The sequence below is a fragment of the Paenibacillus rhizolycopersici genome, assembly GCF_014947195.2.
Classification (GTDB): Bacteria; Bacillota; Bacilli; order Paenibacillales; family Paenibacillaceae; genus Fontibacillus; species Fontibacillus rhizolycopersici.
The window spans coordinates 1-24,673 of record NZ_JADCNN020000018.1 but is presented as its reverse complement, the minus strand read 5'-3'; the positions used below and the strand labels follow the sequence as shown (position 1 = coordinate 24,673).

Annotated in this window: 27 protein-coding genes; 5 read left to right on the top strand and 22 right to left on the bottom strand. The window is 52.2% G+C overall.

The window, feature by feature from the left end; translation table 11 throughout:
* The first annotated feature begins 11 nt into the window (after positions 1–11).
* Positions 12–845: a carbohydrate ABC transporter permease gene (locus IM700_RS17205; protein WP_155604972.1), complete on the top strand. Its 834-nt coding sequence runs from the start codon at positions 12–14 to the stop codon at positions 843–845.
* Positions 846–860: 15 nt separating this feature from the next.
* On the opposite strand, the gene IM700_RS17200 is transcribed toward IM700_RS17205, so the two are convergent.
* The 3 genes from IM700_RS17200 to IM700_RS17190 form a co-directional block, all read right to left on the bottom strand.
* Positions 861–1,856 carry a helix-turn-helix transcriptional regulator gene (locus IM700_RS17200; RefSeq protein WP_155604971.1) on the bottom strand — a complete coding sequence of 332 codons (996 nt, stop codon included), beginning with the start codon at positions 1,854–1,856 and terminating at the stop codon, positions 861–863.
* Positions 1,857–1,910: 54 nt separating this feature from the next.
* On the bottom strand, positions 1,911–2,408 hold the full coding sequence (locus IM700_RS17195) for a DinB family protein (RefSeq protein ID WP_155604970.1): 498 nt from the start codon (positions 2,406–2,408) through the stop codon (positions 1,911–1,913).
* Between the two features lie 128 nt (positions 2,409–2,536).
* Positions 2,537–2,656 carry a sporulation protein YjcZ gene (locus tag IM700_RS17190; protein ID WP_193419096.1) on the bottom strand — a complete coding sequence of 40 codons (120 nt, stop codon included), beginning with the start codon at positions 2,654–2,656 and terminating at the stop codon, positions 2,537–2,539.
* Positions 2,657–2,861: 205 nt separating this feature from the next.
* On the opposite strand from IM700_RS17190, the gene IM700_RS17185 reads away from it, so the two are divergent.
* Complete coding sequence (locus tag IM700_RS17185) at positions 2,862–3,119, top strand: hypothetical protein (protein ID WP_244868363.1); 258 nt, start codon at positions 2,862–2,864, stop codon at positions 3,117–3,119.
* Between the two features lie 37 nt (positions 3,120–3,156).
* Here IM700_RS17185 and IM700_RS17180 read toward each other — a convergent pair whose 3' ends face one another.
* The 6 genes from IM700_RS17180 to nrdR form a co-directional block, all read right to left on the bottom strand.
* On the bottom strand, positions 3,157–3,780 hold the full coding sequence (locus IM700_RS17180) for a DedA family protein (RefSeq protein WP_155604968.1): 624 nt from the start codon (positions 3,778–3,780) through the stop codon (positions 3,157–3,159).
* 219 nt (positions 3,781–3,999) lie between these two features.
* Positions 4,000–4,758, bottom strand: coding sequence for a phosphate ABC transporter ATP-binding protein PstB (gene pstB / locus IM700_RS17175; RefSeq protein WP_193419092.1), 759 nt, complete (start codon positions 4,756–4,758; stop codon positions 4,000–4,002).
* 14 nt (positions 4,759–4,772) lie between these two features.
* Positions 4,773–5,660, bottom strand: a complete 888-nt coding sequence (pstA, locus tag IM700_RS17170; RefSeq protein ID WP_193419090.1) for a phosphate ABC transporter permease PstA — start codon at positions 5,658–5,660, stop codon at positions 4,773–4,775.
* Positions 5,657–6,559: a phosphate ABC transporter permease subunit PstC gene (gene pstC, locus IM700_RS17165; protein ID WP_155604965.1), complete on the bottom strand. Its 903-nt coding sequence runs from the start codon at positions 6,557–6,559 to the stop codon at positions 5,657–5,659. The genes pstA and pstC overlap by 4 nt, the downstream gene beginning before the upstream one ends.
* Before the next feature lie 87 nt (positions 6,560–6,646).
* The gene (locus IM700_RS17160; protein ID WP_193419088.1) at positions 6,647–7,606 is read right to left on the bottom strand and encodes a phosphate ABC transporter substrate-binding protein; all 960 of its coding nucleotides are present in this window, start codon (positions 7,604–7,606) and stop codon (positions 6,647–6,649) included.
* Between the two features lie 187 nt (positions 7,607–7,793).
* Complete coding sequence (gene nrdR / locus IM700_RS17155) at positions 7,794–8,264, bottom strand: transcriptional regulator NrdR (protein WP_068786490.1); 471 nt, start codon at positions 8,262–8,264, stop codon at positions 7,794–7,796.
* Positions 8,265–8,400: 136 nt separating this feature from the next.
* Between nrdR and IM700_RS17150 the strand changes: the two genes are divergently transcribed.
* The gene (locus IM700_RS17150) at positions 8,401–8,622 is read left to right on the top strand and encodes an alpha/beta-type small acid-soluble spore protein (RefSeq protein WP_059046046.1); all 222 of its coding nucleotides are present in this window, start codon (positions 8,401–8,403) and stop codon (positions 8,620–8,622) included.
* 73 nt (positions 8,623–8,695) lie between these two features.
* On the opposite strand, the gene IM700_RS17145 is transcribed toward IM700_RS17150, so the two are convergent.
* From IM700_RS17145 to IM700_RS17100, 10 genes are all read right to left on the bottom strand, one after another.
* Entirely contained in the window at positions 8,696–9,259 is a 564-nt protein-coding gene (locus tag IM700_RS17145; protein ID WP_155604963.1) for a lytic transglycosylase domain-containing protein, read from the bottom strand.
* Positions 9,256–9,852, bottom strand: a complete 597-nt coding sequence (gene coaE / locus IM700_RS17140; protein ID WP_155604962.1) for a dephospho-CoA kinase — start codon at positions 9,850–9,852, stop codon at positions 9,256–9,258. The genes IM700_RS17145 and coaE overlap by 4 nt, the downstream gene beginning before the upstream one ends.
* Before the next feature lie 38 nt (positions 9,853–9,890).
* Entirely contained in the window at positions 9,891–10,769 is an 879-nt protein-coding gene (mutM, locus tag IM700_RS17135) for a DNA-formamidopyrimidine glycosylase (protein WP_155604961.1), read from the bottom strand.
* A 37-nt stretch (positions 10,770–10,806) separates the two neighbouring features.
* Positions 10,807–13,464, bottom strand: coding sequence for a DNA polymerase I (gene polA, locus IM700_RS17130; protein ID WP_193419085.1), 2,658 nt, complete (start codon positions 13,462–13,464; stop codon positions 10,807–10,809).
* Positions 13,465–13,612: 148 nt separating this feature from the next.
* Positions 13,613–14,272: a phosphate signaling complex protein PhoU gene (phoU, locus tag IM700_RS17125; protein WP_155604959.1), complete on the bottom strand. Its 660-nt coding sequence runs from the start codon at positions 14,270–14,272 to the stop codon at positions 13,613–13,615.
* Between the two features lie 18 nt (positions 14,273–14,290).
* Positions 14,291–15,046 (bottom strand): phosphate ABC transporter ATP-binding protein PstB, encoded by a 756-nt coding sequence (gene pstB / locus IM700_RS17120; protein WP_155604958.1) that lies wholly within the window; start codon positions 15,044–15,046, stop codon positions 14,291–14,293.
* A gap of 237 nt (positions 15,047–15,283) precedes the next feature.
* On the bottom strand, positions 15,284–16,489 hold the full coding sequence (locus tag IM700_RS23410; protein ID WP_272491472.1) for a methyl-accepting chemotaxis protein: 1,206 nt from the start codon (positions 16,487–16,489) through the stop codon (positions 15,284–15,286).
* A 121-nt stretch (positions 16,490–16,610) separates the two neighbouring features.
* Entirely contained in the window at positions 16,611–17,336 is a 726-nt protein-coding gene (locus tag IM700_RS17110; protein ID WP_155604957.1) for a response regulator transcription factor, read from the bottom strand.
* 148 nt (positions 17,337–17,484) lie between these two features.
* Complete coding sequence (gene pnpS / locus IM700_RS17105; RefSeq protein WP_193419083.1) at positions 17,485–19,281, bottom strand: two-component system histidine kinase PnpS; 1,797 nt, start codon at positions 19,279–19,281, stop codon at positions 17,485–17,487.
* Positions 19,282–19,283: 2 nt separating this feature from the next.
* Positions 19,284–20,834, bottom strand: coding sequence for a fumarate hydratase (locus IM700_RS17100; protein ID WP_193419081.1), 1,551 nt, complete (start codon positions 20,832–20,834; stop codon positions 19,284–19,286).
* Between the two features lie 141 nt (positions 20,835–20,975).
* Between IM700_RS17100 and yfbR the strand changes: the two genes are divergently transcribed.
* Positions 20,976–21,596, top strand: a complete 621-nt coding sequence (gene yfbR, locus IM700_RS17095) for a 5'-deoxynucleotidase (RefSeq protein ID WP_193419079.1) — start codon at positions 20,976–20,978, stop codon at positions 21,594–21,596.
* Between the two features lie 89 nt (positions 21,597–21,685).
* Here the strand turns inward: yfbR and IM700_RS17090 are convergent, their stop codons facing one another.
* Together IM700_RS17090 and IM700_RS17085 are read right to left on the bottom strand one after the other, a co-directional pair.
* Positions 21,686–22,555 carry an SDR family oxidoreductase gene (locus IM700_RS17090; RefSeq protein WP_193419077.1) on the bottom strand — a complete coding sequence of 290 codons (870 nt, stop codon included), beginning with the start codon at positions 22,553–22,555 and terminating at the stop codon, positions 21,686–21,688.
* Positions 22,556–22,656: 101 nt separating this feature from the next.
* Complete coding sequence (locus tag IM700_RS17085) at positions 22,657–23,541, bottom strand: glycosyltransferase family 2 protein (protein WP_193419075.1); 885 nt, start codon at positions 23,539–23,541, stop codon at positions 22,657–22,659.
* A gap of 162 nt (positions 23,542–23,703) precedes the next feature.
* On the opposite strand from IM700_RS17085, the gene IM700_RS17080 reads away from it, so the two are divergent.
* Positions 23,704–24,057 (top strand): helix-turn-helix domain-containing protein, encoded by a 354-nt coding sequence (locus tag IM700_RS17080; RefSeq protein ID WP_155604951.1) that lies wholly within the window; start codon positions 23,704–23,706, stop codon positions 24,055–24,057.
* Positions 24,058–24,143: 86 nt separating this feature from the next.
* On the opposite strand, the gene IM700_RS17075 is transcribed toward IM700_RS17080, so the two are convergent.
* Positions 24,144–24,569, bottom strand: a complete 426-nt coding sequence (locus tag IM700_RS17075; protein WP_155604950.1) for a hypothetical protein — start codon at positions 24,567–24,569, stop codon at positions 24,144–24,146.
* Between the last annotated feature and the right edge of the window lie 104 nt (positions 24,570–24,673).

The following is a 24,673-nucleotide window of genomic DNA, read 5'->3' as shown; positions in this document are numbered from 1 at the left end:
GAGACTTCGTTATGAGCGCAAAACAACGGAAAATCATCTACCGAATCATGCCCTATGCGATCCTCACCTTCATCGGGATCTGCTTCGTCTTGCCTTTGTTATGGGTCGCGGTTGCTTCCGTCGACGCCAATGCAATGCAAACACTGAAGCTGCCGAAGGCGGTGACGGCGGACAATTACATCGAGGTCATCACCAGCCGCGAGAACCAGCGCGCATTCCTGATTGGCTTGATCATGTCGCTGGGGCAGGCGGTGCTTGTCGTCATCTTGGCGCTGCTCGCTGCCTATCCGTTGTCCCGGTACCAGATGAAGTACAAGAAGCCGTTTATGCTGACCATCTTGTTCATGACTTCTCTGCCGATCACCGCGGTAATGGTCCCGGTTTATCAGCTGTTCCTTAGCCTGAAGTTATATGACCAGATCTTCGGCGTGATCCTGTTTTATGTGGCTTCTTCCATGCCTTACGGCATATGGATGCTGAAGAACTTCATGGACTCCGTCCCACTGGATATGGAGGAAGCGGCTTGGGTAGACGGGGCCTCCGTGTTTATGGGGATCCGTAAGGTTGTTGCGCCACTGATGGTCCCGGGGATCTGTACGGTGGCGATCTTCACCTTCTCAGGCAGCTGGGGGAATTTCTTCGTCCCTTACATTTTGCTGCAAAATCCGGAAAACTTCCCGGCTTCCCTAAAGCTGTACCAGTTCTTTGGTCAATACGGGATGATTGAATACGGCAATCTCGCTGCTTTCTCCATTATGTACGCAATCCCGTCCATTGTGCTGTACATCTTATCCCAACGATTTATGTCCAAGGGGTTCGGTTTGCAAGGGGGAACGAAAGGGTGATGCGCGGACCTTTGCTTACCCTTCCTTGCCTTCTGTGCTACGCACCTGCATCTGTTGATAATGTTCAGCCATCGTCTGGCTGACTTCCGCCATGCGTTTGATCAAGACGTCAGGTTCCATGATCGTTAGAGCTTTCCCATACGGTAGCAAGTAATAAGGCACATAGGTGAGCAAGGAGGCGCTTTCCATCCGGAAAACCGCCTCCTCTTCGTTTCGCTGAACTAAGGTGTGACCAAACATCCAGTGACGCTGCAGCTCGTTTAAGGCTCGTTCGTGGCCTTGGATTCTCACCGTGAGTAAGGAGGCATCCTCCAACGACTCCGGCAACAAATTCCCTAACAAGAACGCTTTGGCGGAAAAATGGGAAGGCCGTTCGAACCGCTCCTCGCTACGTTCCAATCGTTTGATCCGGTCGACCCGAAAACTGCGAAGCCGCTGCCGCAACCGACAGTAGCCGACAGTATACCAGCTCCCCTTCCAGTGTACGATGCCGTAAGGATCGAACACACGGTCGACGGCGGCCTCATCTTTACCTCCCCGGTACGCCATCTCCAGCGAACAGCCTTCAGCCGACGCCAGTTCCAGAGTTTGCAGGAAGGACTGCTCCCTTTCATCCACCGGCGGATAGATCACCGACATGCCGCGACCGTGGCGTTCGATTTGCTCCAGCTGTTCTTCGTTCGTGTACAGCTTCAGCTTGTCCACCGCGCGGATTAACGCCTCACTAAACGGATATCCGGCTTCCCGGGCAAAAATCGAAGCATGCACCAGCGCCTTCTGCTCCTCCGCGTCAAACATCAGTGGTGATTCCGCAAATCGGCCGAGAATCCGGTAACCGCCGCCCGGCCCGGCATCGGCCACAATTGGCACGCCGCTGGCACAGAGCGAGTCGATGCATCGGTACACAGTACGGATATGAACCTCCAGCTCGTCGGCCAACTGACGGGCGGTCATCTTCCGGCCAGACCGAAGGAGCCATAGAATCGACAACATATGATCCGCTTTGGACATGCGCATCACCCTTTCCGGTGAAATGTTGCTTCTATTTTAACCGCCCTGACCGCTTTAGGCCAGCGGCTCCATTCCTTGTTCGATCCAGGACTCGTAAGTCGGTCCGTAGACATCGGGTAGACGAAGCCCGGCCTGACGTATCAATACGGTCATTTGTCCCCGATGGTGCGCTTGATGCATGAGTGTAAACCGGAGTGAGGCTCCGTTCGGCCACGGTTCACCCGCGATTTCCGTCGTTGCCAGCAGCTGTTCGTCCGTCCACTCAGATCGGACCGCCTCGATGAGCGCCTCGCTGATGCGATGGTACTCCTCCGCAATCTCTGCCGCTGATGCAGGAACATGCTCACCGCCAGCCGGGCCAGCGAAATTCAAACCGCAATGGGTCATGTAATGGATCGATCCAACCAAGTGCCAAGCAATCTGCCCTAAAGTTCTGCGTCCTTCCACAATCGGCTGGGATAATGATGCATCGGTTAGCGCTTCCATGATGCGTTCCGTCAATTTACTCTCCTCCGTCCAGGCTTCAATAAACTCTTCGATTTTGACAAACATCTTGTTTCCTCCCGCAAAATATAGTTTTGACTTGAGTATAGCGAGGAAACACTGACAGTTACGGTCAGTGTTATAAAAAAAACAAAGGCCCCGCTGCAGCAGGGCCTTTGTGGAGGTGTACGCCTCGATTATACGATAAGCGCTCTGGAAACGATGACCAACAGGATGAACAGAACCAGGATTGTACCCGTAGAAGTCCAGAAACCACCGTAACCTACGTTGCCTACGCCATTTTCATATCCCGACATTGATTTTTCCCTCCTTTTTAAATATAGAACATCATATTACGACCTGCTTGCGAACGATCGGGACATTCGCGGAGTTCAGCAAAAATGGGTTTTTCATGCCAGATTGTCTAAATAACCTGAGCTTCAGATCCGGTCCATTGCAGCCGCCTAATCACGACTTTTGCTCATTGCATATGATGAAACAAGTCAATCTTAAAAGCAGGTGGTGTTCTTGGGAGGAAAAAAAAGACGTCAGTACCAAAGACTCCAAGACAATGATATCTCCTCGGATGACCTGGCGATTATCGGAGCCGGGTTCACCGTGCTCGGGGATTTTTTCGATTTGCTCTCCCTGTTAAAGCTGAAGGAAGAAAAAGCAGGGAACGGCAGCGGCACATCCAGCAGCGATACCGAGGAAACGCTGATTGACGAATTCATGCTGCTCCGAAGCAAACCCGAAAATAAAAAAAGTCGAAAGAAATAAAAAGGGCGCAGGATCAACATCCTGCGCCTTTTGGGTATTACCGGGATAGTTTGGCTATCTTCAGCCTCCATCGACGCCACTTCATATACACGAGCAGCACGAGCAGCGCCCCCAACCCCATAAAAAAATACTTCAAATATTTCTCAACCAGGTCGATGGCGACCTGCCACTGTTCGCCAAACACAAATCCAATGCTCACAAAAGTAACGACCCAAAGAGCTGCCCCGGTGTATGCATACAAAGCGAAGGTTCGAAATGGGATGCGGATAATACCGACGAAATAACCGAAAAACTGTCTAACACCAGGCACGAAGAAACTGATCAACAGCATCTTGTTGCCATATTTCTCATAGACTCGTCTTGTTTTGTCCAAATGCGAAGGTTTTACCAGAATCCACTTTCCGTACCGTTCGATCAGCGGCGCGCCAACCCGGTGTCCGATCCAATAGGTGATGGTCACTCCGATCACCGCCCCTGCGTATCCGGCCAGCACAGCCGGCAGAAAATCAAGGAGGCCCTTATAAGCCAAATATCCGGTATAGGTCAATGTCGTTTGACCCGGCGGTAGCGGCAGCGCGATAAAATCGATGGGAAGTCCGAGCAGCAGGACAAAATAGCCGTATTGCTCAAACATCCTTTCTATCCAATCCAGCACGTTCATGATCTAATCTCCTTTAGTCATTCCAGGCGCTGCCAACGCCACTTGTGTCCTTTCTTCCATGTTATCAGTATATACGGAGATTTTCCAATCTAAAAGGGACCCCGGACGGGGCGAACCCCCGCCCCGGGCCCGGTATTGTCCCCGAAAACGAGAAGAAGGCCAGACCGGAAAGGGAGTCCCCGGTTTGACCTGTTTGTTTGGTGAATCCAGCAGCCGGGCTTAACCGAACCGACCGGAAATATAATCGTCCGTCCGTTTCTCGGACGGATTGGTGAAGATCTTGCTCGTATCGTCATACTCGACCAGTTCCCCCATCAGGAAGAAAGCCGTCTTCTCTGACACTCGAGCCGCTTGTTGCATGTTGTGCGTCACGATGATGATGCAATAATCCTTCTTCAGATCAGCAATCAATTCTTCGATTTTGGCACTGGACACCGGATCCAGGGCTGAAGCCGGTTCATCCATCAGGATGATGCTCGGACTAACCGCTATCGAACGGGCAATGCAGAGGCGCTGCTGTTGGCCGCCGGATAAAGCTAAGGCGGAGGTATGCAGTCGATCTTTCGTCTCGTTCCATAGCGCCGCTTTGATAAGCGATTCCTCGACGATTTGATCCAGCTTCTTCTTATTCCGGATCCCGTGGTATCGCGGCCCGAAAGCGATATTTTCATAAATGGACTTATGGAACGGGTTCGGACGCTGCCAGACCATGCCGATCTTTTGCCGCAGCAGCACGACATCCGTCTTCGGAGCATTGATATTGTCTTCCCCGATCCAGATTTCTCCCGTGATCTTTGCTCCGCTGATGAGGTCATTCATCCGGTTTAAGCTGCGCAGAAAGGTGGATTTACCGCAGCCGGAAGGACCGATCAATGCGGTAACTTGCCGGGAGGCAAAATCAAGCGATATATTCTTAACGGCTTGCTTCTCTCCGTAAAAAACACTTAAGTCTTTCGTTGATAATTCGATATTAGGCACTTGGCTTCGTCCTCCTATTTCGTCGCCGTAAATTTCTTGAGCATCACGCGTCCGAGCCAGCGGGCCAGCAAGTTAAATGCCAGCACGGTCAATATCAGTACGGCCGAAGCGCCGGCGGCGATTTCGGGTGCGTCCGGTGCCAAACCTTCGGAATTGATCTTCCAGATATGAACGGCCAGCGTTTCCGCCGGACGGAACGGATTTAGCGGTGACGTCGGACTAAGCGGATTCCAGTTGCTAAAGTCAAGCCGCGGACTGCTCATGCCGGCGGTGAACAGCAGCGCCGCAGCTTCGCCAAACACGCGACCTGCAGCCAGAATGGTCCCGGTCAGGATAATCGGCGTAGCGATCGGGAGCATGACCGATTGGATCGTTTTCCATTTGGACAAGCCCAACGCCAAACTGGCTTCCTTCTGAGCCTGCGGCACGCTGGCTAATCCCTGCTCCGTGATCCGCACCATCAGCGGCAGATTAAAAATCGTTAAAGCCAATGCACCCGAGAACAGGGAAAACCCAAATCCGAATACATTTACGAGTACGAGCAGACCGAACAAACCAACGACGATCGACGGAAAGGAGGATAACACTTCCACGATTAACCGGATAAAATCGGTGATTTTCCCCGGTTTGGCATATTCGCTCATATAGATCCCTGCCCCGATACCTAGCGGTACGGTGATGATCATCGTTAAGACCAGAAGGAATAAAGAGTTGAATAATTGCGGGCCGATCCCGCCGCCTTCCTTAATCGTTTCGGGCGGTGACGTAAGAAAGTCGAAGCTGATATGCCCCAACCCCCGAACTAAAATAAAGCCGAGTAAACCCGCCATAATGAGAACGATCAATCCGGCCAAAGCGACAATGACGGCCGTTGCGATTTTGTCTACAGTTTTTGCGCTCATCGTTTTGCTCTCCTTTCCAGCCACCGGACGATAAAGACGAATATGAACGTCATTAGCATCAAGATCAGCGCCAGCGTCCAAAGGACATTGTTTTGCGTCGATCCCATCACCGTATTCCCCATACTCAGCGTAATCACGCTGGTCAAGGTGGAGGTGGATTCAAAGAGAGAACGCGGAATATGCGGCGCATTCCCGATGACCATCTGTACCGCCAGGGCTTCCCCGAAAGCCCGGGCCATGCCCAATACGACCCCAGTTAATAAAGCCGGCATGGTTGTCGGCAAAACGGTCCGATACAAGGTTTGCCAGCGCGTTGCGCCGAGTGCGTAAGAACCTTCTTTCAAACCGGGAGGCAGAGCAGCTAGCGCATCGGTGGCAATCGAAGTTATCGTTGGCAAGATCATAATCGACAACACGGTCGCTCCGGCCAAGATACCAAGACCTTGTCCCGGGAAAATATCCCGGTAGAAAGGCACGATGACGCTGAGCCCCACAAAACCATATACAACGGAAGGGATCCCAGCCAGCAATTCGATGACCGGCTGCAGATATTTCTTCCCGAACTTTGGCATAATTTCGACCATAAATAAAGCTGCGCAAATGCCGAGCGGGGCCGCGATCAACGCCGCCAAAATCGAGGTGCCGAATGAGCCCAAAATAAACGGAAGGGCACCGAATACCGGAGGTTCCCCATCCGGTTTCCAGTTCGTACTGCCGAATATTTCGCGAAATGCGATCCCGTCTTGAAAAAAGGTGCTTAACCCCTTGGTTGCTACGTAATAAACCATCGAGAAGATGGTGACGACCAGCAATACGATACAAAACGAAGCGTAAATTTTGCCGGTCCATTCCTCGACGATATGCGGTTGTATTTTTTTTCTTCCGCCGGACTGAGCCATGAAACCTCTCCCTTTAATAACAGCACAGAAAGAGGCAGAACAGTCCGCCTCTTGCCGCGCCGATATGATGTTATCGAGTCCTATTGGTTACTTCTGTGTGATCTTGCCATCCACATCGCGTTGAACTTGCATTTTGCTTGCCGGAATATAACCAAGCTCTACAACGTCGCCGTTGTCGCCTTGTACGTCAGGGGAAACCATGAAGTCCAGGAACGCTTTAACAACTTCGTTTGGCTCGCCTTTGGTGTACATGTGCTCATAGGCCCATACCGGATAAGTTCCGTTTGCTACGTTCTCTTCTGTAGCTTCAACGCCTTCGTATTTCACAACTTTGACGGAATCGTCAAGGTAGGACAAGGCAAGGTAACCAATCGCCCCCGGCGTTTCGCCGACAAGCTTCTTAACCGTACCGGAGGAATCCTCTTGGATCGAACCTTGCAGGTCTTCCGTTTTTGTGCCCAAAGCATATTTCTCGAACGTTGCGCGAGTCCCGGAGCTCGAAGGACGGTTGACGATTTGAATCGCTTGATCGGGACCGCCAAGGTCTTTCCAGTTCGTGACTTTACCCGTGAAAATTTGTACCAGTTGGTCTTTTGTCAAATTGTCGATGGTGATATCCGGATTCACGACGGCAGCCATCGCCACGACTGCAACTTGATGGTCAACCAGTTCGCTGGCTTGAGCAGCTTCCAGTTTCTCTTCCGCGAAAACGTCGGAGTTCCCGATGTCCGCCTGTCCTCCGGAGACCTGCGTCAGACCCGTGCCGCTGCCTCCACCTTGAACTTGTATAGAAACTTTAGGATTTTGATCCATGAATTTTTTCGATACTTGGTCTACCAAAGGTTGCAATGCCGAGGAACCTACCGCCAGGATCGACCCGGAAAGTTCCGACGTTGCTGCGTTGCCGCCGTTGTTCGCGGATGCTTCATCCGTAGTGCTGCCGTTCGTTCCAGCCGTGTTGTTTTGTGCCGCATTGTTGTTTTGACCACATGCCGCCAGCGTCAAGCTCAACACCAATGTCAAAACCAATAGCATACTCTTTTTCATTGTCTTAGGTATCCCCCTTATGTGTTTTACAATTTGATTATAGAAAGCGAAGATCAATCCTGTGTTTTCGTTTTGTAAACTTTGTGTAAAATGATGAGACATACCTCATCTAGTTCTGATTATTCTGTGCAAAATATAAAAAAAACACTCTCGCGCTTAGCAGCGAAGAGTGCTTTAGTAAAAGAAACTATTCCGTGACCCCCGTATTTTTGGAGAGCAGGCCCTTCAGTTCTTTCATAAACATATTGATATCTTTAAATTGACGGTAAACCGAAGCGAACCGGACATAGGCCACCTCGTCCACCGGATATAACTGCTCCATGACTAATTCGCCAATCCCCCGGCTTTCAACCTCTGCGTTGGCCGAATGGCGCAGGGAACGTTCCACCTCGGAGACGATCGATTCCAGCTGCTCAACGGAAACCGGGCGTTTCTCGCAGGCTCGGATCAAGCCTCTCAGCATTTTCTCCCGACTAAATTCCTCGCGACTTCCATCCTTCTTAATCACGATCAGCGGCATTTCCTCCACCATTTCGAACGTTGTAAACCGACGACTGCATTTCTCGCACTCGCGGCGGCGACGGATCGAGCGGTTCTCGTTAGCCGGCCTTGAATCCAGTACTTTCGTCCCTAAATAATCGCAATACGGACATTTCAAGCTAGAACACCTCCCCTCTATATGCCATAATGACGGCCTTTTTTACTTAATGGCAATAAATTACTTTAAATTCATCGGATTGAAGTTGATAGTCCGGCACATAATACTGTTACCAACCACAAGGAGGTGAACAATCATGGCCCAAAATAATAACTCTTCGAACGACCTGGTGGTTAGACAAGCTTCCGGAGCTTTGGATCAAATGAAATATGAAATTGCTCAGGAACTTGGCATCTCTTTCCCACAAGACGGATATGCTGGTAACCTGACCTCTTACGAAAACGGTTCGATCGGTGGTTTCATTACGAAACGTTTGGTGACCTTGGCTGAACAACAGCTGGCAGGTCAATTCAAATAATCCGATCACCAAAGGAAGCATTGACTGGCAATTAGCCGGTCAATGCTTTCTTTATATTTTCGCAATAATCCACCTAAAACTCGTCGTAAATCTTCACATACTGCTTGTAATAATGCGAGACCCGCTGAACGTAATGCCTAGTTTCGCCAAACGGAATATTCTGTGCCGTCTCCAGCCGGCCATCCCATCGTCCGCTCTTCAGCCAGTTCTTTACATTCGTCGGCCCGGCATTATAGGCGGCGATCATAGCGATCGGGTTGCCTTCGAATTGCTCGGATAACGACCCCAGGTACCACGTGCCGATCCGGATATTCGTTTCGGTCTCGTTGCGGATGTCCTCTAACGTCGTATCGGGCAGCTTCGCTTTGGAGATGACCCACTCCGCCGTATCCGGCATAATCTGCATAATTCCAAGCGCACCTTTTCGGGACTCCGCCCCCGATTTGTAATTGGTCTCCACCTTGATAATCGCCGCAACGATAAACGGATCGAGACCGTTGTTTTTGGCATGCAGACGAATTTCTTCTTTATAATAAATCGGATAAAATAACGAAAGCCAGGTGGAATTTAAAAAGATGAGGCCCGTGAAGCCAATAAACAGGAGAAGCAGAACCCTCTTTTTGCGAAGCCACCTCATTTTAGCCCCTTATCCCGCCAAAAGACGTCAATCTGCCGCTTTGTCTCGTCTAGTCCACCGCTGTTATCAATCAAAATATCCGCCCTCTCCTTCTTTACTTCGATGTCCATCTGGGCGCTTAAACGCTGTTCGGCCGCTTCCCGAGATAACCCGTCCCTCTGGATTAATCGAGACATTTGAAGCTCCCGGGGCACGTATACGACCATAATTTCTTCATATAACGGATCGAGACCCGATTCGTAAAGCAAAGGGATATCCGCCACCACCAGTCTGTGCGGATCCTCTTGTTCCAGCTCGTCCAGACGCCGCTTCATTTCGGAACGGATGGCGGGATGCGTCAACGCCTCCAACGCCTTACGCTCCTCCGGATGAGAGAAGACGATTTCGCCAAGCTTTTTGCGGTTGAGCGTTCCATCGGGGTGAAGCACCCCTTGTCCAAAGCGTTCGCGGACGGCCGCCAGCACTGGATGGCCCGGCTCCATAATCTCCCTGGCGATCAAATCCGCATCAAGCACAGCGGCGCCAAGGTTGGCTAGCATGCGGGAAACCGTGCTTTTCCCGGTGGCGATGCCTCCGGTGAGTCCGATGTTCATTCCCAATACACCTCACTGTTTTGACTTGGAGCTTCGACCTAAATTTCATCTATCGTTTGTTTAGCGCCTCGCGTCTTATGACTTGTCCGGTATGCAGGCTGACATTTCGGGCAATAATGCGTTCCCCGTCCCCCTACAACGGTCTTCACCACCGGCTGTCCGCAATTTAGGCAAGGCTCCCCTTGTCGGCCGTACATCCGCAAGGAATGTTGGAACATTCCCATCTCTCCCTGTCCATTGACATAGGACTTGATGGAGGATCCTCCAGCTTCCACCGCTTCTGTCAGCGTATCTATGATAGCGGTGTGAAGTCGCTCCATCTGCCGCTTGGTTAGCTTGTCCGCCGGATGTTCCGGGTGGATTCCCGCCCGGAACAGGGCTTCATCCACATAGATATTCCCCAGACCCACAATGTATTCCTGGTTTAGCAGCGCAGGCTTGATCTTGGTAGACCGCCTGGATATCACCTCTTGAAAAGCCTTTGCCGTAAAAGAGGCCTCCAAAGGCTCCAACCCCAGTTTGGCCAAAGGCTTCTGCGCAAATTCCTCTCCGGGCAAGAACAAATGCATGGTACCGAACTGGCGCACGTCCTTGTAACGGAGTTCGGATCCATCTGTAAACCGGAAAATCACATGCGTATGCTTCTCCACCTCATCGCCGGTCTGATAAACGCCGTATCGCCCTTCCATCCGCAAATGGGAGACGAGTACCAGCCCATCCATGATGATGCGCAGAAATTTCCCGCGGCGGCCAATCTCTAATATCGTATGTCCGGCGAGCTCGACTTCAAACCGCTGGATATCATCCGGCCGTTGGATGATTCGCGGCAAGGAGACGTGGACGCTTTGGATCGTTTTCCCGACGATCAATTGGGTCAAGGTCCGTCGGACCGTCTCGACCTCCGGCAATTCCGGCATATCCTCTCACCTCATTCTAAGTTGTAATCCCAAGAACCTACTTCGCTTCGTACCAATTTAATCCGCTGGACACTTCGGCCTTAAGCGGCACGGAGAGCTCTAACGCTTTCCCCATCGTCTCCGGCACGAGCTTGCTCATGATCTCCAACTCTTCCGGCGGTACCTCGAAAACCAATTCGTCATGGACCTGAAGCAGCATACGGCTCTTGAGCCCGTGCTTGTGCAGTTCCTCGTCCATCCGCACCATTGCCAGTTTGATGATGTCCGCCGCGGAGCCTTGTATCGGTGTGTTCATGGCCGTACGCTCAGCGAAGGAGCGCAGGTTGAAGTTCGACGCGTTGATCTCTGGCAGATAGCGGCGGCGCTCCAACAGCGTTTTGACGTAACCGTCGCGCTTCGCTTCCTTCACGATGTCGTCCATATAACGTCGGACGCCTTGGAAGGCGTCGAAATATTGATCGATGAACCGGGCGGCTTCCTTACGCGTAATGTTCAGGTTCTGGGACAAGCCATAGTCGCTGATCCCGTAGACAATCCCGAAATTGACGGCTTTGGCCGAACGGCGCATATTGGCGTCAACCTGGTCCGGTCCAACGCCAAACACATCCATTGCCGTCTTGGTGTGGATATCCATATCATGCAGGAACGCTTCCTGGAGCCCCGGATCACCGGAAATATGCGCTAATACACGAAGCTCAATTTGCGAGTAATCCGCCGCCAGAATAAACCAACCTTCCTCTGAAGGAACAAAAACTTTGCGGATTTTGCGGCCCTCCTCGAGGCGGATCGGGATGTTCTGCAAGTTTGGATATTGGCTGCTCAGGCGTCCGGTTGCGGCGATCGTCTGCCGGAAATACGTATGCACCTTACCTGTTTTCGGCGAGATCTCCTTCAGCAGGCCCTCGACGTAAGTCGATTGAAGCTTAGCCAGTTGGCGGTATTCCAGAATAAACTGCACGATTTCATGGTAAGGTGCCAGCTTCTCCAACACTTCCGCATCCGTCGAATAACCGGTTTTGGTTTTCTTGATCACCGGCAACCCCAGCTTATCAAATAGGATTTCTCCTAATTGCTTTGTTGAATTGATATTGAATTCCAGGCCGGCGATTTCATAAATTCGCGTTACCAATTTATTGATCTGGGCTTCAAATTCCACGCCAAGCTCTTTCAAGGCCTCCTTATTGACGGCGATGCCTTGCTTCTCCATGTCGGCCAAAATCCGGGATAACGGCATTTCCAGTTCGTAGAACAGCCGCTCCATTTCATATTTCTCGAGCTCCTGCCGCTGTAGCGGCAGAATGCGCAGCAGGGCGTCCGATTTGCGAGCCAGATGACGGCTTAACGCGTCCGGCTCCGGCACCTTAAATTTGGCGCCTTTGCCGTATACCTCATCGTCGCCGGGCACCGCCGGCAACTGGTATTTCGCCGCCAGGCCGCTGATCGTCTGGTCGCTTTCCGTCGGATCAAGCAAATAGGCGGCCAGTTGCACGTCATGTTCGGCTCCGGCAAACGCGACACCTTGCCAGAACAGCACCAAGTCCGCCCGGTGCAGATCGTAACCCCGCTTTGGCACGTGCTCATCCGCCAACCAGGCGCGCACTTCCGCTGCCGCCCCCTCTTGTAACACGTCAAACGGCAGGAAATAATGGCGGCTGGCGGTGGACAACACCATGCCCATCATTGTAGCTTGATGCGGATTGTCCCCGTAGGATTCCACAATGATCCCTTCGATGTTCGCCAGATCGGCGTTCAGCTCGGACAGGTTTTCCAGGTTAACCGCGGTGACCTCAATCTCAACCATCTCCGCGGGAGCCGCTCCCTCTGAATTCCCTCCACCGGCAAAGGACATCCGCTCGAGCAGCGACTTAAACTCCAGCTTGCGCAGCATCGGAACGGCCGATCCCTCCTGGATGCCGTCAAACTTCATCTCCTCCCAAGAGCGTTCAACCGGAACCTCGCGGAAAATGGTGGCCAGCTGTTTGCTCATGCGGGCATCCTCTGCGTGGTTCACCAAATTTTCCTTCATTTTCCCTTTCATTTCATCGGTATGGGCCAGTACTTCCTCCACAGAACCGAACTGGTGCAGCAATTTCAGGGCTGTCTTCTCCCCAATCCCCGGCACCCCCGGGATATTGTCGGAGGTATCGCCCATCAGCCCTTTCAAATCGATGATTTGCAGCGGCTTAAGCCCGTATCTCTCCTCGATTTGCTGCGGATCATAAGGTTCGACCTCACTGACACCTTTGCGCGTTAATGCCACTTTAACCCGATCGCTGACGACTTGCAGCATATCCTTATCTCCGGTCACAACGAGTACTTCTTGACCGGCTTCCTCGGCCCGTTTGCTCAAGGTGCCGATAATATCATCGGCTTCGTACCCGGCCAATTCGAACCAGGCGATGCCGAAGCTCTCCAGGAGCTCGCGCATCAACGGAAACTGCTCGGACAGCTCAGACGGGGTTTTGTCGCGTCCGCCTTTGTACTCCTGGTAGCCTTCGTGGCGGAAGGTCACTTTCCCCGCATCAAAGGCCACCAGCATATGCGTGGGGCGCTCTTCTTGGATCAACCGCAGCAGCATGTTCGTAAAACCGTAAACGGCATTCGTATGCAAGCCGCTGGAATTCGTGAGCGGCGGCATGGCAAAAAATGCCCGGTAAATAATGCTGTTCCCATCTATAAGTATCAATTTTTCCATACGACACCTCGTCCACAGTTTTCTACCTTTTCTTATGATAACACAGGGGCCTTCCCGATAACACCAAAGCTCGCCTTGGAAAAGAAAAACCGGCCGCCGCTCGCACAATTTCGCGAGCGGCGGCCGGTTGACCGCGGGGGAGCAGGAATTATTCGTTTAGGTCCGGACGATGGCCGGTCACCAGGTAAACGGCGCTTTCGCCAATATTTGTCGCATGATCGGCGATTCGTTCGATATACCGACCCACCAGCGTCAGCAACATCGCTTGCTGGAGAGATTCCGGATTAGAGATCATAAACGCATACAGCTCATGGATCATTTGGCTGTACAAGTGATCGACTTCATCATCATCCTTCGCCATTTTATAGGCTAAATCGGTATTCTCGTCCAAATACGATTGCAGCGATTCCCGCAGCATCAGAATAACAAGCTCGGACATTTTCGGAATATCGATCAACGGCTTGATAAGTGTCTGACCTTCCAGCCGCGTAGTGACCTTGGCAATATCGATGGCCAAGTCGCCCATCCGCTCTAAATCGCTGGAAATTTTAAACGCTACGATGATCCGGCGCAGATCCTTGGCCACCGGCTGCTGGGTCACGATCAGACGCGAGCCGATCTCCATGACCTGCTCTTCCATTCGGTTCAACTCCGCATCGCGCTTCACGATCTCTTTCGCTTTGGCCGAGTCCAAAGCCTGCAGGGCGCTGATGGCCTCCGCCAAAGCGTGCTCGACATGCTCGCCCATTTGTCTCAGCAGTTGCCGCAAATCCTCCAGGTTCTGATCAAATTCCTTTCTTTGAATCATCTTGCTGCAGCCTCCTTATTATCCGAAACGACCGGAAATGTAATCTTCAGTGCGTGGATCCTGCGGCGTGGAGAAGAGCTTCTGCGTATCGTCCGCCTCTACGATCTCCCCGTTGAGGAAGAACACGGTCCGGCCCGAAATACGCGCCGCCTGATGCATGTTATGCGTCACCATGACAATCGTATAACTATCTTTTAATTGCTGCACCAGTTCCTCAATCTTGAGGGTGGAAATCGGGTCCAGCGCTGAAGTGGCTTCATCCATCAACAGAATATCGGGCTGTACGGCAATGGCTCGGGCAATGCAAAGACGCTGCTGTTGCCCGCCGGACAAGCTGAGAGCCGACCGTTTCAGGAAATCCTTGACCTCGTCCCACAGCACGGCCTGACGAAGACTCCGTTCCACGATTTCATCCAAAGCCGCTTTGTTCTTGATGCCGTGCAGCCGCGGGCCATAGGCGACATTGTCATATATCGATTTTGGAAAAGGATTCGGCTGTTGAAACACCATGCCCACCCGTTTGCGCAAGGCCTCCACCTGGACATCGTCGCCGTAAATGTCACTGCCGGCGATTTGCACGGTGCCTTCGATCCGTGTCCCAGGAATCATGTCGTTCATCCGGTTCAAGGTGCGTAAGAGCGTTGACTTCCCGCAGCCGGAAGGCCCGATGAAAGCGGTGATTGCCTTTTCCGGAATATCCAGAGAAACGTCCTTAAGCGCATGGAATCGGTCATAATACAAATTCAACTTTTGAATCCGGATAATGTTATCCATCTCAGTTCTCCTTCACAAATAAACATCTTTGCCCCGGCCTCAGGGCTTATGCCAGATTGACCGAGGAAATGGCGGGCAAACTTGAAGCACGGTACCCGCCTTCCCAGCGAGCCCGTGCCGGCGTTTCAGCTATTGATTTAGTATGCTCGAATGAGGAATTATTCCATGTAAAACAGTTTCATTTTAGCGCACTTATGTAAAAGTACATGAGTCTAATTGTAAACGTAGTGTAAAATCTTACGAAAGTGAGGCCAACTGCCGTAGCTCGCCTAACACGGTTCTCGTGCGACTGGCTGCCGTTTCCGAGGAACGGAACATCTCTTGGCCGCGCTCCTCTACGGTTCGGGCTGAATCCACCAGCGCTTGAAACGTCCCATCCGCGTTGCCCACTCTACCGTGGCTTTCCGCCATTTCTCCCGCAGTGGAGGAAGCGGTGGACGCCGTTTGCTGAATTAACCGGTTCACAATACCTAGCGTTAACCCGATTTCTTCGGAAAAGCTCTTCGTCTGCAAGGCAAGCTTGCGAACCTCGGAAGCCACAACCGCAAACCCTCGTCCATGTTCCCCGGCATGAGCCGCTTCGATCGAGGCATTCATGGCCAGCATGCCGCTTTGGTCCGCCAGGCTGCGGATATGGTCGGCGACCGATGAGATTTGTTTCGTCCGTTCCAACAGCTCCGCCATTTGTTTCTCTTGGGAGCGAGTCATGTCTAGCACACGGGCGAACGACGCCTTGACCGCTTCCAACTCATGACGTCCTTCCGCCGACAATCCGTTCATCCGTTCCGATTCCAGCAGGCTTCGCTTCGCCGACTCCGTCACTTCAACGATTGAGCGTTCGATCTGTACAATCCGATCGCGGCTCTCAAGGACCGCCGCCTGCCTGGCTTCGTCCGCTTCCCGCTGCAAATGCCGGGACATCTGCATCAAATCCTGAACTGTCAGGATTCCGTAATATTTCCCCTGATCGGTTAAGATCAAACCATCGTAGAAAGAGGCCCCCTCCCGTCCTAACGCTTGATCCAACAGTTCCCCGGCCGGTGTATTCAACTCGCAGATTAACGGTTCCCGCTGGGCAAAACGAAGCGCCGATACCTCATAAAATAGATCCGCAGCAAACCGACCGGCCAAATGGCGAAAGAAACGATCTCGCATCAACAGCCCGATCGGCTTGTGATCATCATCACAAACCACGATACATGGAAGCTCAGGTTGCCTCTGGAACTGCCCCAACACATCTCGGCAGGAAACCTCCGATCCGATCACCGGAACCCTATGGCTGTATGAGTGAACCTGTACCGCCGCAACCGCCACACCTTCCGTCGAGCGGCCGTCTTCCATCAGCAACGATTCCCCGTTATCCCCGCCTTCGACGTTCGCCGCCAAGTTCTCTGTCTCTTCAATTGCAGCACGCTCCAATACTGCGATGGCCTGATTTTCCAACCTGAACCACTCCCCCGTATTTATACGTTACGCACGATCTACTAGAATCATAGAGGGAGAGTGTTAGTACATTGTTTTCGGGACTTTTGTCCTATGTAAAAAAAGAACGTCCATCACGAAATTACATGATGGACGCTTTTTTCTTATTGACAACCAGTTTGTATCCGACGCCGCGGATGGAATCGATATGCACCGACTGCGGATCCAGTTCGAGCTTCTTGCGCAGCGAGCTGACGTGCACATCCACGGTCCGCTGCCCTCCGATATAATCGAAGCCCCATACGGCATTCATCAGATCGTCCCGGGTCATCACCACGCCGGGCTTGCGAGCCAAGTATAGCAGCACCTCGAACTCCTTTGGCCGGAGCGTGATCGCTTCCCCGTTCAACGTGACTTCGTATTTCTCCGGATAAATCGTCAAGGCGCCCAACGCGATTTGGGAGTTCTCCTGCTGGACCGGCTTGTCGCGTTCCTCCTGACCTGTCGATCGGCGGAGAACGGCGGCGACGCGAGCTAGTAGCTCAGCCACGCCAAACGGTTTCGTGATGTAATCATCGGCGCCGGACTTCAGGCCCTGCACGACTTCCTCCTCCGCATTTTTTGCGGTCAGGATAATCACCGGCGTCATCACGCCTTCGCTTCGCAGCTTCGACATGATTTCGAAACCGTTCATGCCCGGCAGCATCAAATCGAGCAATATCAAATCAAATTCTTGCTGCAGTGCGGTTTCATAACCGGTCTGCCCGTGATCCTCTACGACAACTTCATAGCCTTCGCTCGTCAGATTGTAAGACAAAAGCCGGGATAACGTCGGTTCATCTTCGATAACCAATAGACGTTGTGTCATAGTACCCCCCATTTATTCGCGGTACAAGTTCATGCTTTGAACCAATATCACTATGATGACAAGCCCAGCATATCACGGCATTGTTAACGCGGTGTAAAGTTTTTCAAAAAACAGTTTACACTTTATTGGTATGTTCCCAGGACCGATCTTAATCATCCAAGGCATGCATCAAGGGGAGTTCCAAAATAAACGTCGTTCCTTCACCGACTTTGCTCTCTACGCGGATAGTGCCGTGATGCAGTTCCACGAGGTGTTTGACGATGGACAGGCCCAGACCCGTGCCGCCCGAGCTGCGGGATCGCGCCTTATCGACCCGATAGAAGCGTTCGAAAATCCGCGGCAGATCCTTCTTAGGAATGCCGATCCCCGTATCGCTAACCGTAAACCGGACCCTCTCCTCGTCTCCGCCTTCGCCAACTATGATTGCCGATACGCGTACTTTTCCGCCTTCCAGCGAATAGCTGATCGCATTGGACAGCAAATTCATGAAGATTTGCCGCAGGCGATCCTCATCCGCCTCGATGAACAGATGCTCCGGAACGTCATGCGACATCGAGATTGACTTTTTGCCGGCTGCCGGAAGAAGGACTTCATACACGCTGTCGAACAGCTCTTTCAACTGCACCGGGGCGTATTCCAGCGGCACTCGCTTCGATTCGATTTTGGACAGCTCGAGAATGTCGCCAATTAATCGGTTTAACCGGTCTCCTTCGTCATAGATGATCTGCAGGAATGAGCGCGCGGTTTCCTCGTCCTTCACCCCGCCAGCCATCAGCGTTTCGGCAAAGCCTTTAACCGCCGCGATCGGCGTCTTTAACTCGTGGGACACGTTGGCGACGAATTCGCTACGTATCCGTTCCAGCTTCCGAATTTCGGTGACATCCTGTAACAGGAACAACATGCCGCGGTAGTTACCGTTGTCTTCAAACATCGGCACGCTGTCGAACAGCAGGATTTTTTCCTCGGGATCGTAGACGTTCCGTTCCTCCTGAACTGCTTCCTTGCGGGCAATGCCTTCTTCCATAAATTTGATGAACTCATAGTTTCGTTTGAGCACCTGATACGATTTGCCGAGCAGTAGCTCGCCTTTCATATGCAATATCCGTTCCGCTTCCCGGTTAATTAAGGCAATGCGCTCCGCAGCATCCACCATCAGAATGCCGCCGGTCATGTTCGCGAGCACGCTCTGCATCAAGTCCTCGTTATCCCGGATCCGCTTGAGCTGTTGCTGCAGGCTGTCTGCCATGCCGTTGATGGCAAGGCCCAATTGACCGATTTCGTCCTTGCGGGCCAGCTTGACCCTGGCGTCGTAATCGAATCCGGAGATGCGATGGGCGACGCGGGTGATCTGCTCCAGCGGCTTAGTCAACCCGGCGGCCACTCGGTAACTTACTAGACCCGCTATGAGGAATAGGATAAGCAGTCCGCCGAACATCCAGATCCACCCTTGGGCAAGCCCCTTCTCCACGGCTGCCAAACTCATCGAAAGGCGGATATAACCGTCAAAATCACCGACCGTTACGCGATGCGCTACGTACAGCATATTTTCCCCGATCGTATCGCTGTACCGGATCGCACTGCCCACGTTCCCACCTACGGCAGACTCGATTTCCTGCCGGTGGGCATGGTTATCCATTCGCTCCGGGTCGGACTCGGAGTCGCCGACGACGATACCGTTCAACGTAATGAACGTGACCCGGGAATCGGTCAGCTCTTTTAGCTGTTTCGCCTTTCGTTCGTAATAAGCGCTGGCCTCGGAATTCCCTTCCACGGGAACAAAATCGAAAGTCGCCTCAAGCAGATTAATTTCCCGGGCCATATTATCTTCCAAAGCCCGGATATGCGAGTTCTTAAACATCTGGGCCATCGTGATGCCGGCCGCCAGCATCGAGAGCCCGAGTAGAATCATTAGGATGAGTGTTAGGCGCGAGCGAAAGGTCTTCATGTTTATTTGAACACCGGATCCTTAAAGGCAGCCAGCTTCATCAATGAGTCCTGCTCAACGCCTTCATGTAGGCTGTCCCCATGCGAATCCATCGTTACGATTGCAGCGAAGCCTTCAACCTCCAGATGCCACATGGCTTCCGGAACTCCAAACTCCATAAAGTCGACGCCGTTGACCTTCTTGATGCATTCCGCATAGTACTGTGCCGCACCGCCAATCGCGTTCAAATACACGCCGCCATGCTCTTTCAAAGCAGCCAGCGTCTTAGGGCCCATCCCCCCCTTACCGATGACTGCGCGAATGCCGAACTTCTTCATGATATCCCCTTGATACGGTTCCTCGCGAATGCTCGTCGTTGGTCCGGCCGCCTTCACGTGCCAGCCTTCGTTGTCCTTCAGCATCACCGGCCCGCAGTGGTAAATGACCGCTCCATTCAAATCCAACGGGGCGTCATGATCCATTAAGTGTTTGTGCAGCGCATCTCGGCCGGTATGCATTTCTCCGTTAATAACTACAACGTCGCCAACCCGAAGGCTGCGAATTTGCTCCTCCGTCACCGGTGTTTGCAGCACGACTTCCCGGTTGGCGGGGGCCTGAGTTTCCTCGGATGCCGCGCCCGTTTCGGCTGTCTCAAGATCTCCTACCGGTACTTCGCTTCCGCGCTCATAGAGCCATCCCCGAATGGCGCCGGTAGAAGGATCGATGTCCACACCCTGGCGGCGGAACGCCCAGCAGTTGTATGCAACCGACACAAAGAAGCTGGCCGGAAGCCGATTTATCGCTCCGATCTTACAGCCCAGCAAAGTCACTTCTCCGCCGAATCCCATCGTGCCGATTCCCAACTGATTGGACGTATCCATAATATACTGTTCCAGCCGGTCCAAATCCGGATTCGGGTTGACGTCATCGAGCGGACGGAATAGCTGTTGTTTGGCTAGCTCGTACCCCGTTGTGCGGTCGCCGCCGATGCCGACTCCAAGAAACCCTGCACTGCAGCCCTGCCCTTGTGCCTGATAAACGGCATGCAAAATGCATTTGCGGATCCCGTCGAGATCTCGCCCCGCACGGCCTAACCCTTCCAATTCGGTCGGCAGGCTGTACTGTATATTTTTATTCTCGCATCCGCCGCCTTTCAAGATCAGTCGGATGTCGATCGTGTCTTTCTCCCATTGTTCGAAATGAATGACCGGCGTTCCTGGGCCCAAATTATCACCGCTGTTCTCTCCCGTTAAGGAATCTACGGAATTTGAACGCAGCTTGCCTTCCTTGGTCGTCCGCTGCACCGCGGCGTAAATCGCCTTCTTCATCTCAATCTGATTCGCCCCTACCGGCGTATGCACCACAAAGGTCAACATTCCGGTATCCTGACATATCGGCGAAACCTGTTCCTCCGCCATACGGATGTTCTGCGCGATAGTCGACATGGCCAGACCGGCCCGCGTCGCTCGGTTTTCCAGGGCCCGCCCCCGGTTTACCGCACGTCGTACGTCGCCCGGTAACCTTGTTGAAGCTTCCACAATTAATTCGTATACGCTTTCTTCAAACTGGTGCATGATCCATGAATCCCCTCTCCCTGTCATCTTGTGTAAACCATAACCCTATCGCATTCTTCAGATTTATAATAACATAAGAACTAGTTTAGGTTGACAATTTCTGTCCAAAATCCACTTCGATAAAAGCGAGGTTTCTCACTGATGAGCTACCCTTTCTCTGCTTATCTATACCGCCTGCGTTCGATTCATCGATGGAGCCTGATGCGCAGCACCGCCCCCGATAATGTGGCTGAGCATTCGTTTCATGTCGCGTTGCTGACTCATCTGCTATGCGAAATTGGGAACGCCCGGTTCGAACGGAGCTTAAATGCGGAACGCGCCGCAACGTTAGCGTTGTTCCATGATGCAACCGAGGTGTTCACCGGCGACATCCCAACGCCGGTCAAGCATCATAATCCACGGCTTCTGTCCAACTTCCGCGAAATGGAGGCCATCGCTGCGGAACGTTTGCTCTCCATGGTCCCGCCGGAACTCCAGAACGTTTATACTCCGTTGTTATCGCCGGGACAAGCGGAGGGCTCATCCGAAGATGCCGCTTTAATGGTGTATGTCAAAGCGGCGGACAGCCTGGACGCCTATTTGAAATGCGCCTGGGAGCTGACGACCGGCAATCGTGAATTCGCCGTTGCCAAAACGCAGCTTCTAGATAAGCTGCAGAGGTTGCAGCTCCCGGAAATCACATATTTTCTAGAACATTTGGCGCCCAGCTTTGAAATGACGCTTGATGAGTTATCTGAGACGGAGCAGCACGAGAGCGATTAGATGTTTCAGAGATAGAAGAACCCCCAAGCTTGCTCGGCACTGCCGAAAAGCTTGGGGGTTCTTTGTTGGAGTCCGTTTCGGCCCCATGGTTAACCGTTAACGATCTCTCCACCGTTGATGTGCAAGACCTGACCACTCATATACGATGAATCGTCCGAGGCCAGAAATACATAAGCCGGTGCCAGTTCCTCCGGTTGACCGGGGCGCTGCATCGGCGTTGTTCCCCCGAATTCGGACACTTGCTTCTCATTGAAGGTTGATGGAATCAGCGGAGTCCAAATCGGGCCGGGTGCCACCGCGTTCACCCGAATGCCTTTGCTTCCGACCACATTCATCGACAAAGCCCGCGTGAAGCTAACGATAGCCCCTTTCGTTGCTGAGTAGTCAATCAGCTGCGGGTTGCCCTTATAGGCCGTTACCGAGGCCGTATTGATAATCGAGCTTCCTTTGCGCAAATGCGGCATCGCCGCCTTGGTCAAGTAGAACATGGAGAAAATGTTCGTCCGGAACGTCTTCTCCAGTTGAGCAGCCGTAATCGCCGTAATGTCCGGCTGCGGATGCTGTTCGGCTGCGTTATTGACCAGGATGTCGAGGCGCCCTAACTCCTGCACCGTTTGCTGCACCGCCTGCAAGGCAAAGGCCTCATCGCCGATGTCGCCAGCGATCAGTAAGCATTTGCGTCCTTCCTGCTCGACTTCCTGACGGGTCACCTCCGCGTCTTCATGCTCATTCAAATACATAATTGCGACATCGGCTCCCTCTTTCGCGTAGGCTACGGCGACGGCCCGACCGATCCCGCTGTCACCACCGGTGATCAGCGCTACTTTGCCCATCAACTTGCCCGCAGCCTTATAATCTCCCTCATATACCGGGCGCGGGTGCATCTCCGCTTCAACGCCGGGTTGATGGTTTTGATGTTGGGGCGGTAAGGTCTGCTTTGCTTGTCCGTTTCCTGCCATTGCTGCATCCTCCTTCGGGTAATCCGTGAATTAGGTGCGATGGCACCTGAACGTTCCCTTCCCCTAATAGGATGACCTTGACGCCTCGGCTTATCCCTCTTCTATTTCCATTGGATCCCGAATCGTTCGGTAAACCACCTCACATCATGTTTGCGAAGAGAGTCATTTTTCTCCCTCCGTGCCAAAGTCAACTCGCTCAGCTTCGCATCAGTTATCGGCTCTCCTTCATACGCGCAGCGCACCAGTTCTCTGCAAGCTGAGACTCCTTCGTCATCGAAATGTAAATAGGCAAGGCTCATCAAGTCCTTTCCCCATTGATCCCCGCTGTTGTCATAAGGGAAATTCTGCCGAAACACTTGAATGAGTGTCACCTCCGGCACGTAGCGACAGCTCCCACCCTGCAGCCATAACCTCAAGGAAAACTCCGCCGTTTCCAGATCCTTGCCGATAAAACCGTCTTCCATCCCGCCCATGTCCCGAAAAGTATCCCGTCGAACAGCAAAGCATTCCCAAGACATCCAGGGGATCTCGTTCTCACCCGCGAACCGAATCGGATACCCGCGTACCGATCCCACCACCCCTCCGACATTCCTCCCTTTCGGAGCAGGGGAGTGCTTACCCATCTCAAAGGCTGGCGACACGCCCTCAGCTTGTCCACGCATCAACGGTGCCAGTAACCGTTCCATCCATCCGTCATCATAATATAAATGTGACCCGCAAAAAATCAGAACTTCTCCAGTGGCATAAGCAGCCCCGAGATTGCGTGCCGAAATTCCCGGATCACCCTTGACTCGCTTAAAAGGTCGGTCGAATCGGTAGCTCATCAAAAAGTCACAACACCCGTCAACCGAACCTTCGTCAACGATAATGACTTCATAAGGCAGTGTTGATTGCGACACTTTTAAAGATTCCATCGTGGTATACAAATCGATCCCATTGTTCTTGACCGTAATGATGATTGAAACGGAAGTAGATTCGGAAGACATACTAGATCTCCTTAAAATTGGTTATATTTAATAATTGAACCATTTCAGTAAATCCTATGATTCCATAATAACCCAATTCGTACTTGCAGTAAATACAAACAAAACCTGTAGTTTATTATCTTTCATTCGGCTTCTCACTAAGGTAAATACAGGAGGGGTGTTATGGATTACGAGGCATTGGGGAAAAGGCTGCGTCAAGAACGGCATAAAATGCACTTGACCCAGGAAAAACTCGCCGAACGCATCGAAGTTTCGGACGCATACATAGGGCAAATCGAACGGGGAGAGCGTAGCTTGTCCCTGGAAACACTCGTCAAACTGGCGAATCAATTAGGCGTTACCGTTGATTATTTACTTCACGATTCGATTGTGATCAGTGATGACCATTTTATGGACCAGATCCAACAGATCGTCATGAACCGGTCGCCGAAAGAGAAACAACTGGCGCTCGATATTATGAAATTAATGTTTACCCATTTGGACGATTTAAAAAAAGAGGATACCAATCTTTCCTAGTAAGAGACTAGCGCTGCTTTGCCGCGCACAGCATGAAAAAGACCTGTCGGCTATTACGCCGACAGGTCTTTTGGCTTATGTCTGAATCAAATAATGGTACTGTACACCATGAAGAAAACGATCAGCAATACTGCAACGGACAATAGGGCGCTTAAAGTGCGCAGTTTCCCTTCTTCCGCTGTTACAGTTTTATTCTGGCGAATCCCTTCCTGCGCCAAACGCAGCGGTTTAGCCAAGATACCGCTAAACGCTCCAATCGCCAAATACAAGATGACGATCACAATCATCCAAGGCACGGAGTAATCGCCTTGACCAATCAGGTAGCCGCCCGTCAGCAATTGGATGATGAGCCCGATTTGGGCATATCGGTTCAAAGAGATCACGGCTGATACCGTTCCTTCCTGAGCCGCGAGCGACAACTTGCCGATTCGGCCGAGCACAAACGGCAGGACCAGATAGAAGCCGAGCGCCAGTGCGCCGATAATATGTAGGAATAACATGACTTGGTACATTAACATAACCGTCCTTTCTGCGTCAATTACATTTATTATAATCTATTATAACTTTGGATGGAAATAAAAGAAACGTTTGTTGGGGCGGGCTAGGAAAACAACCT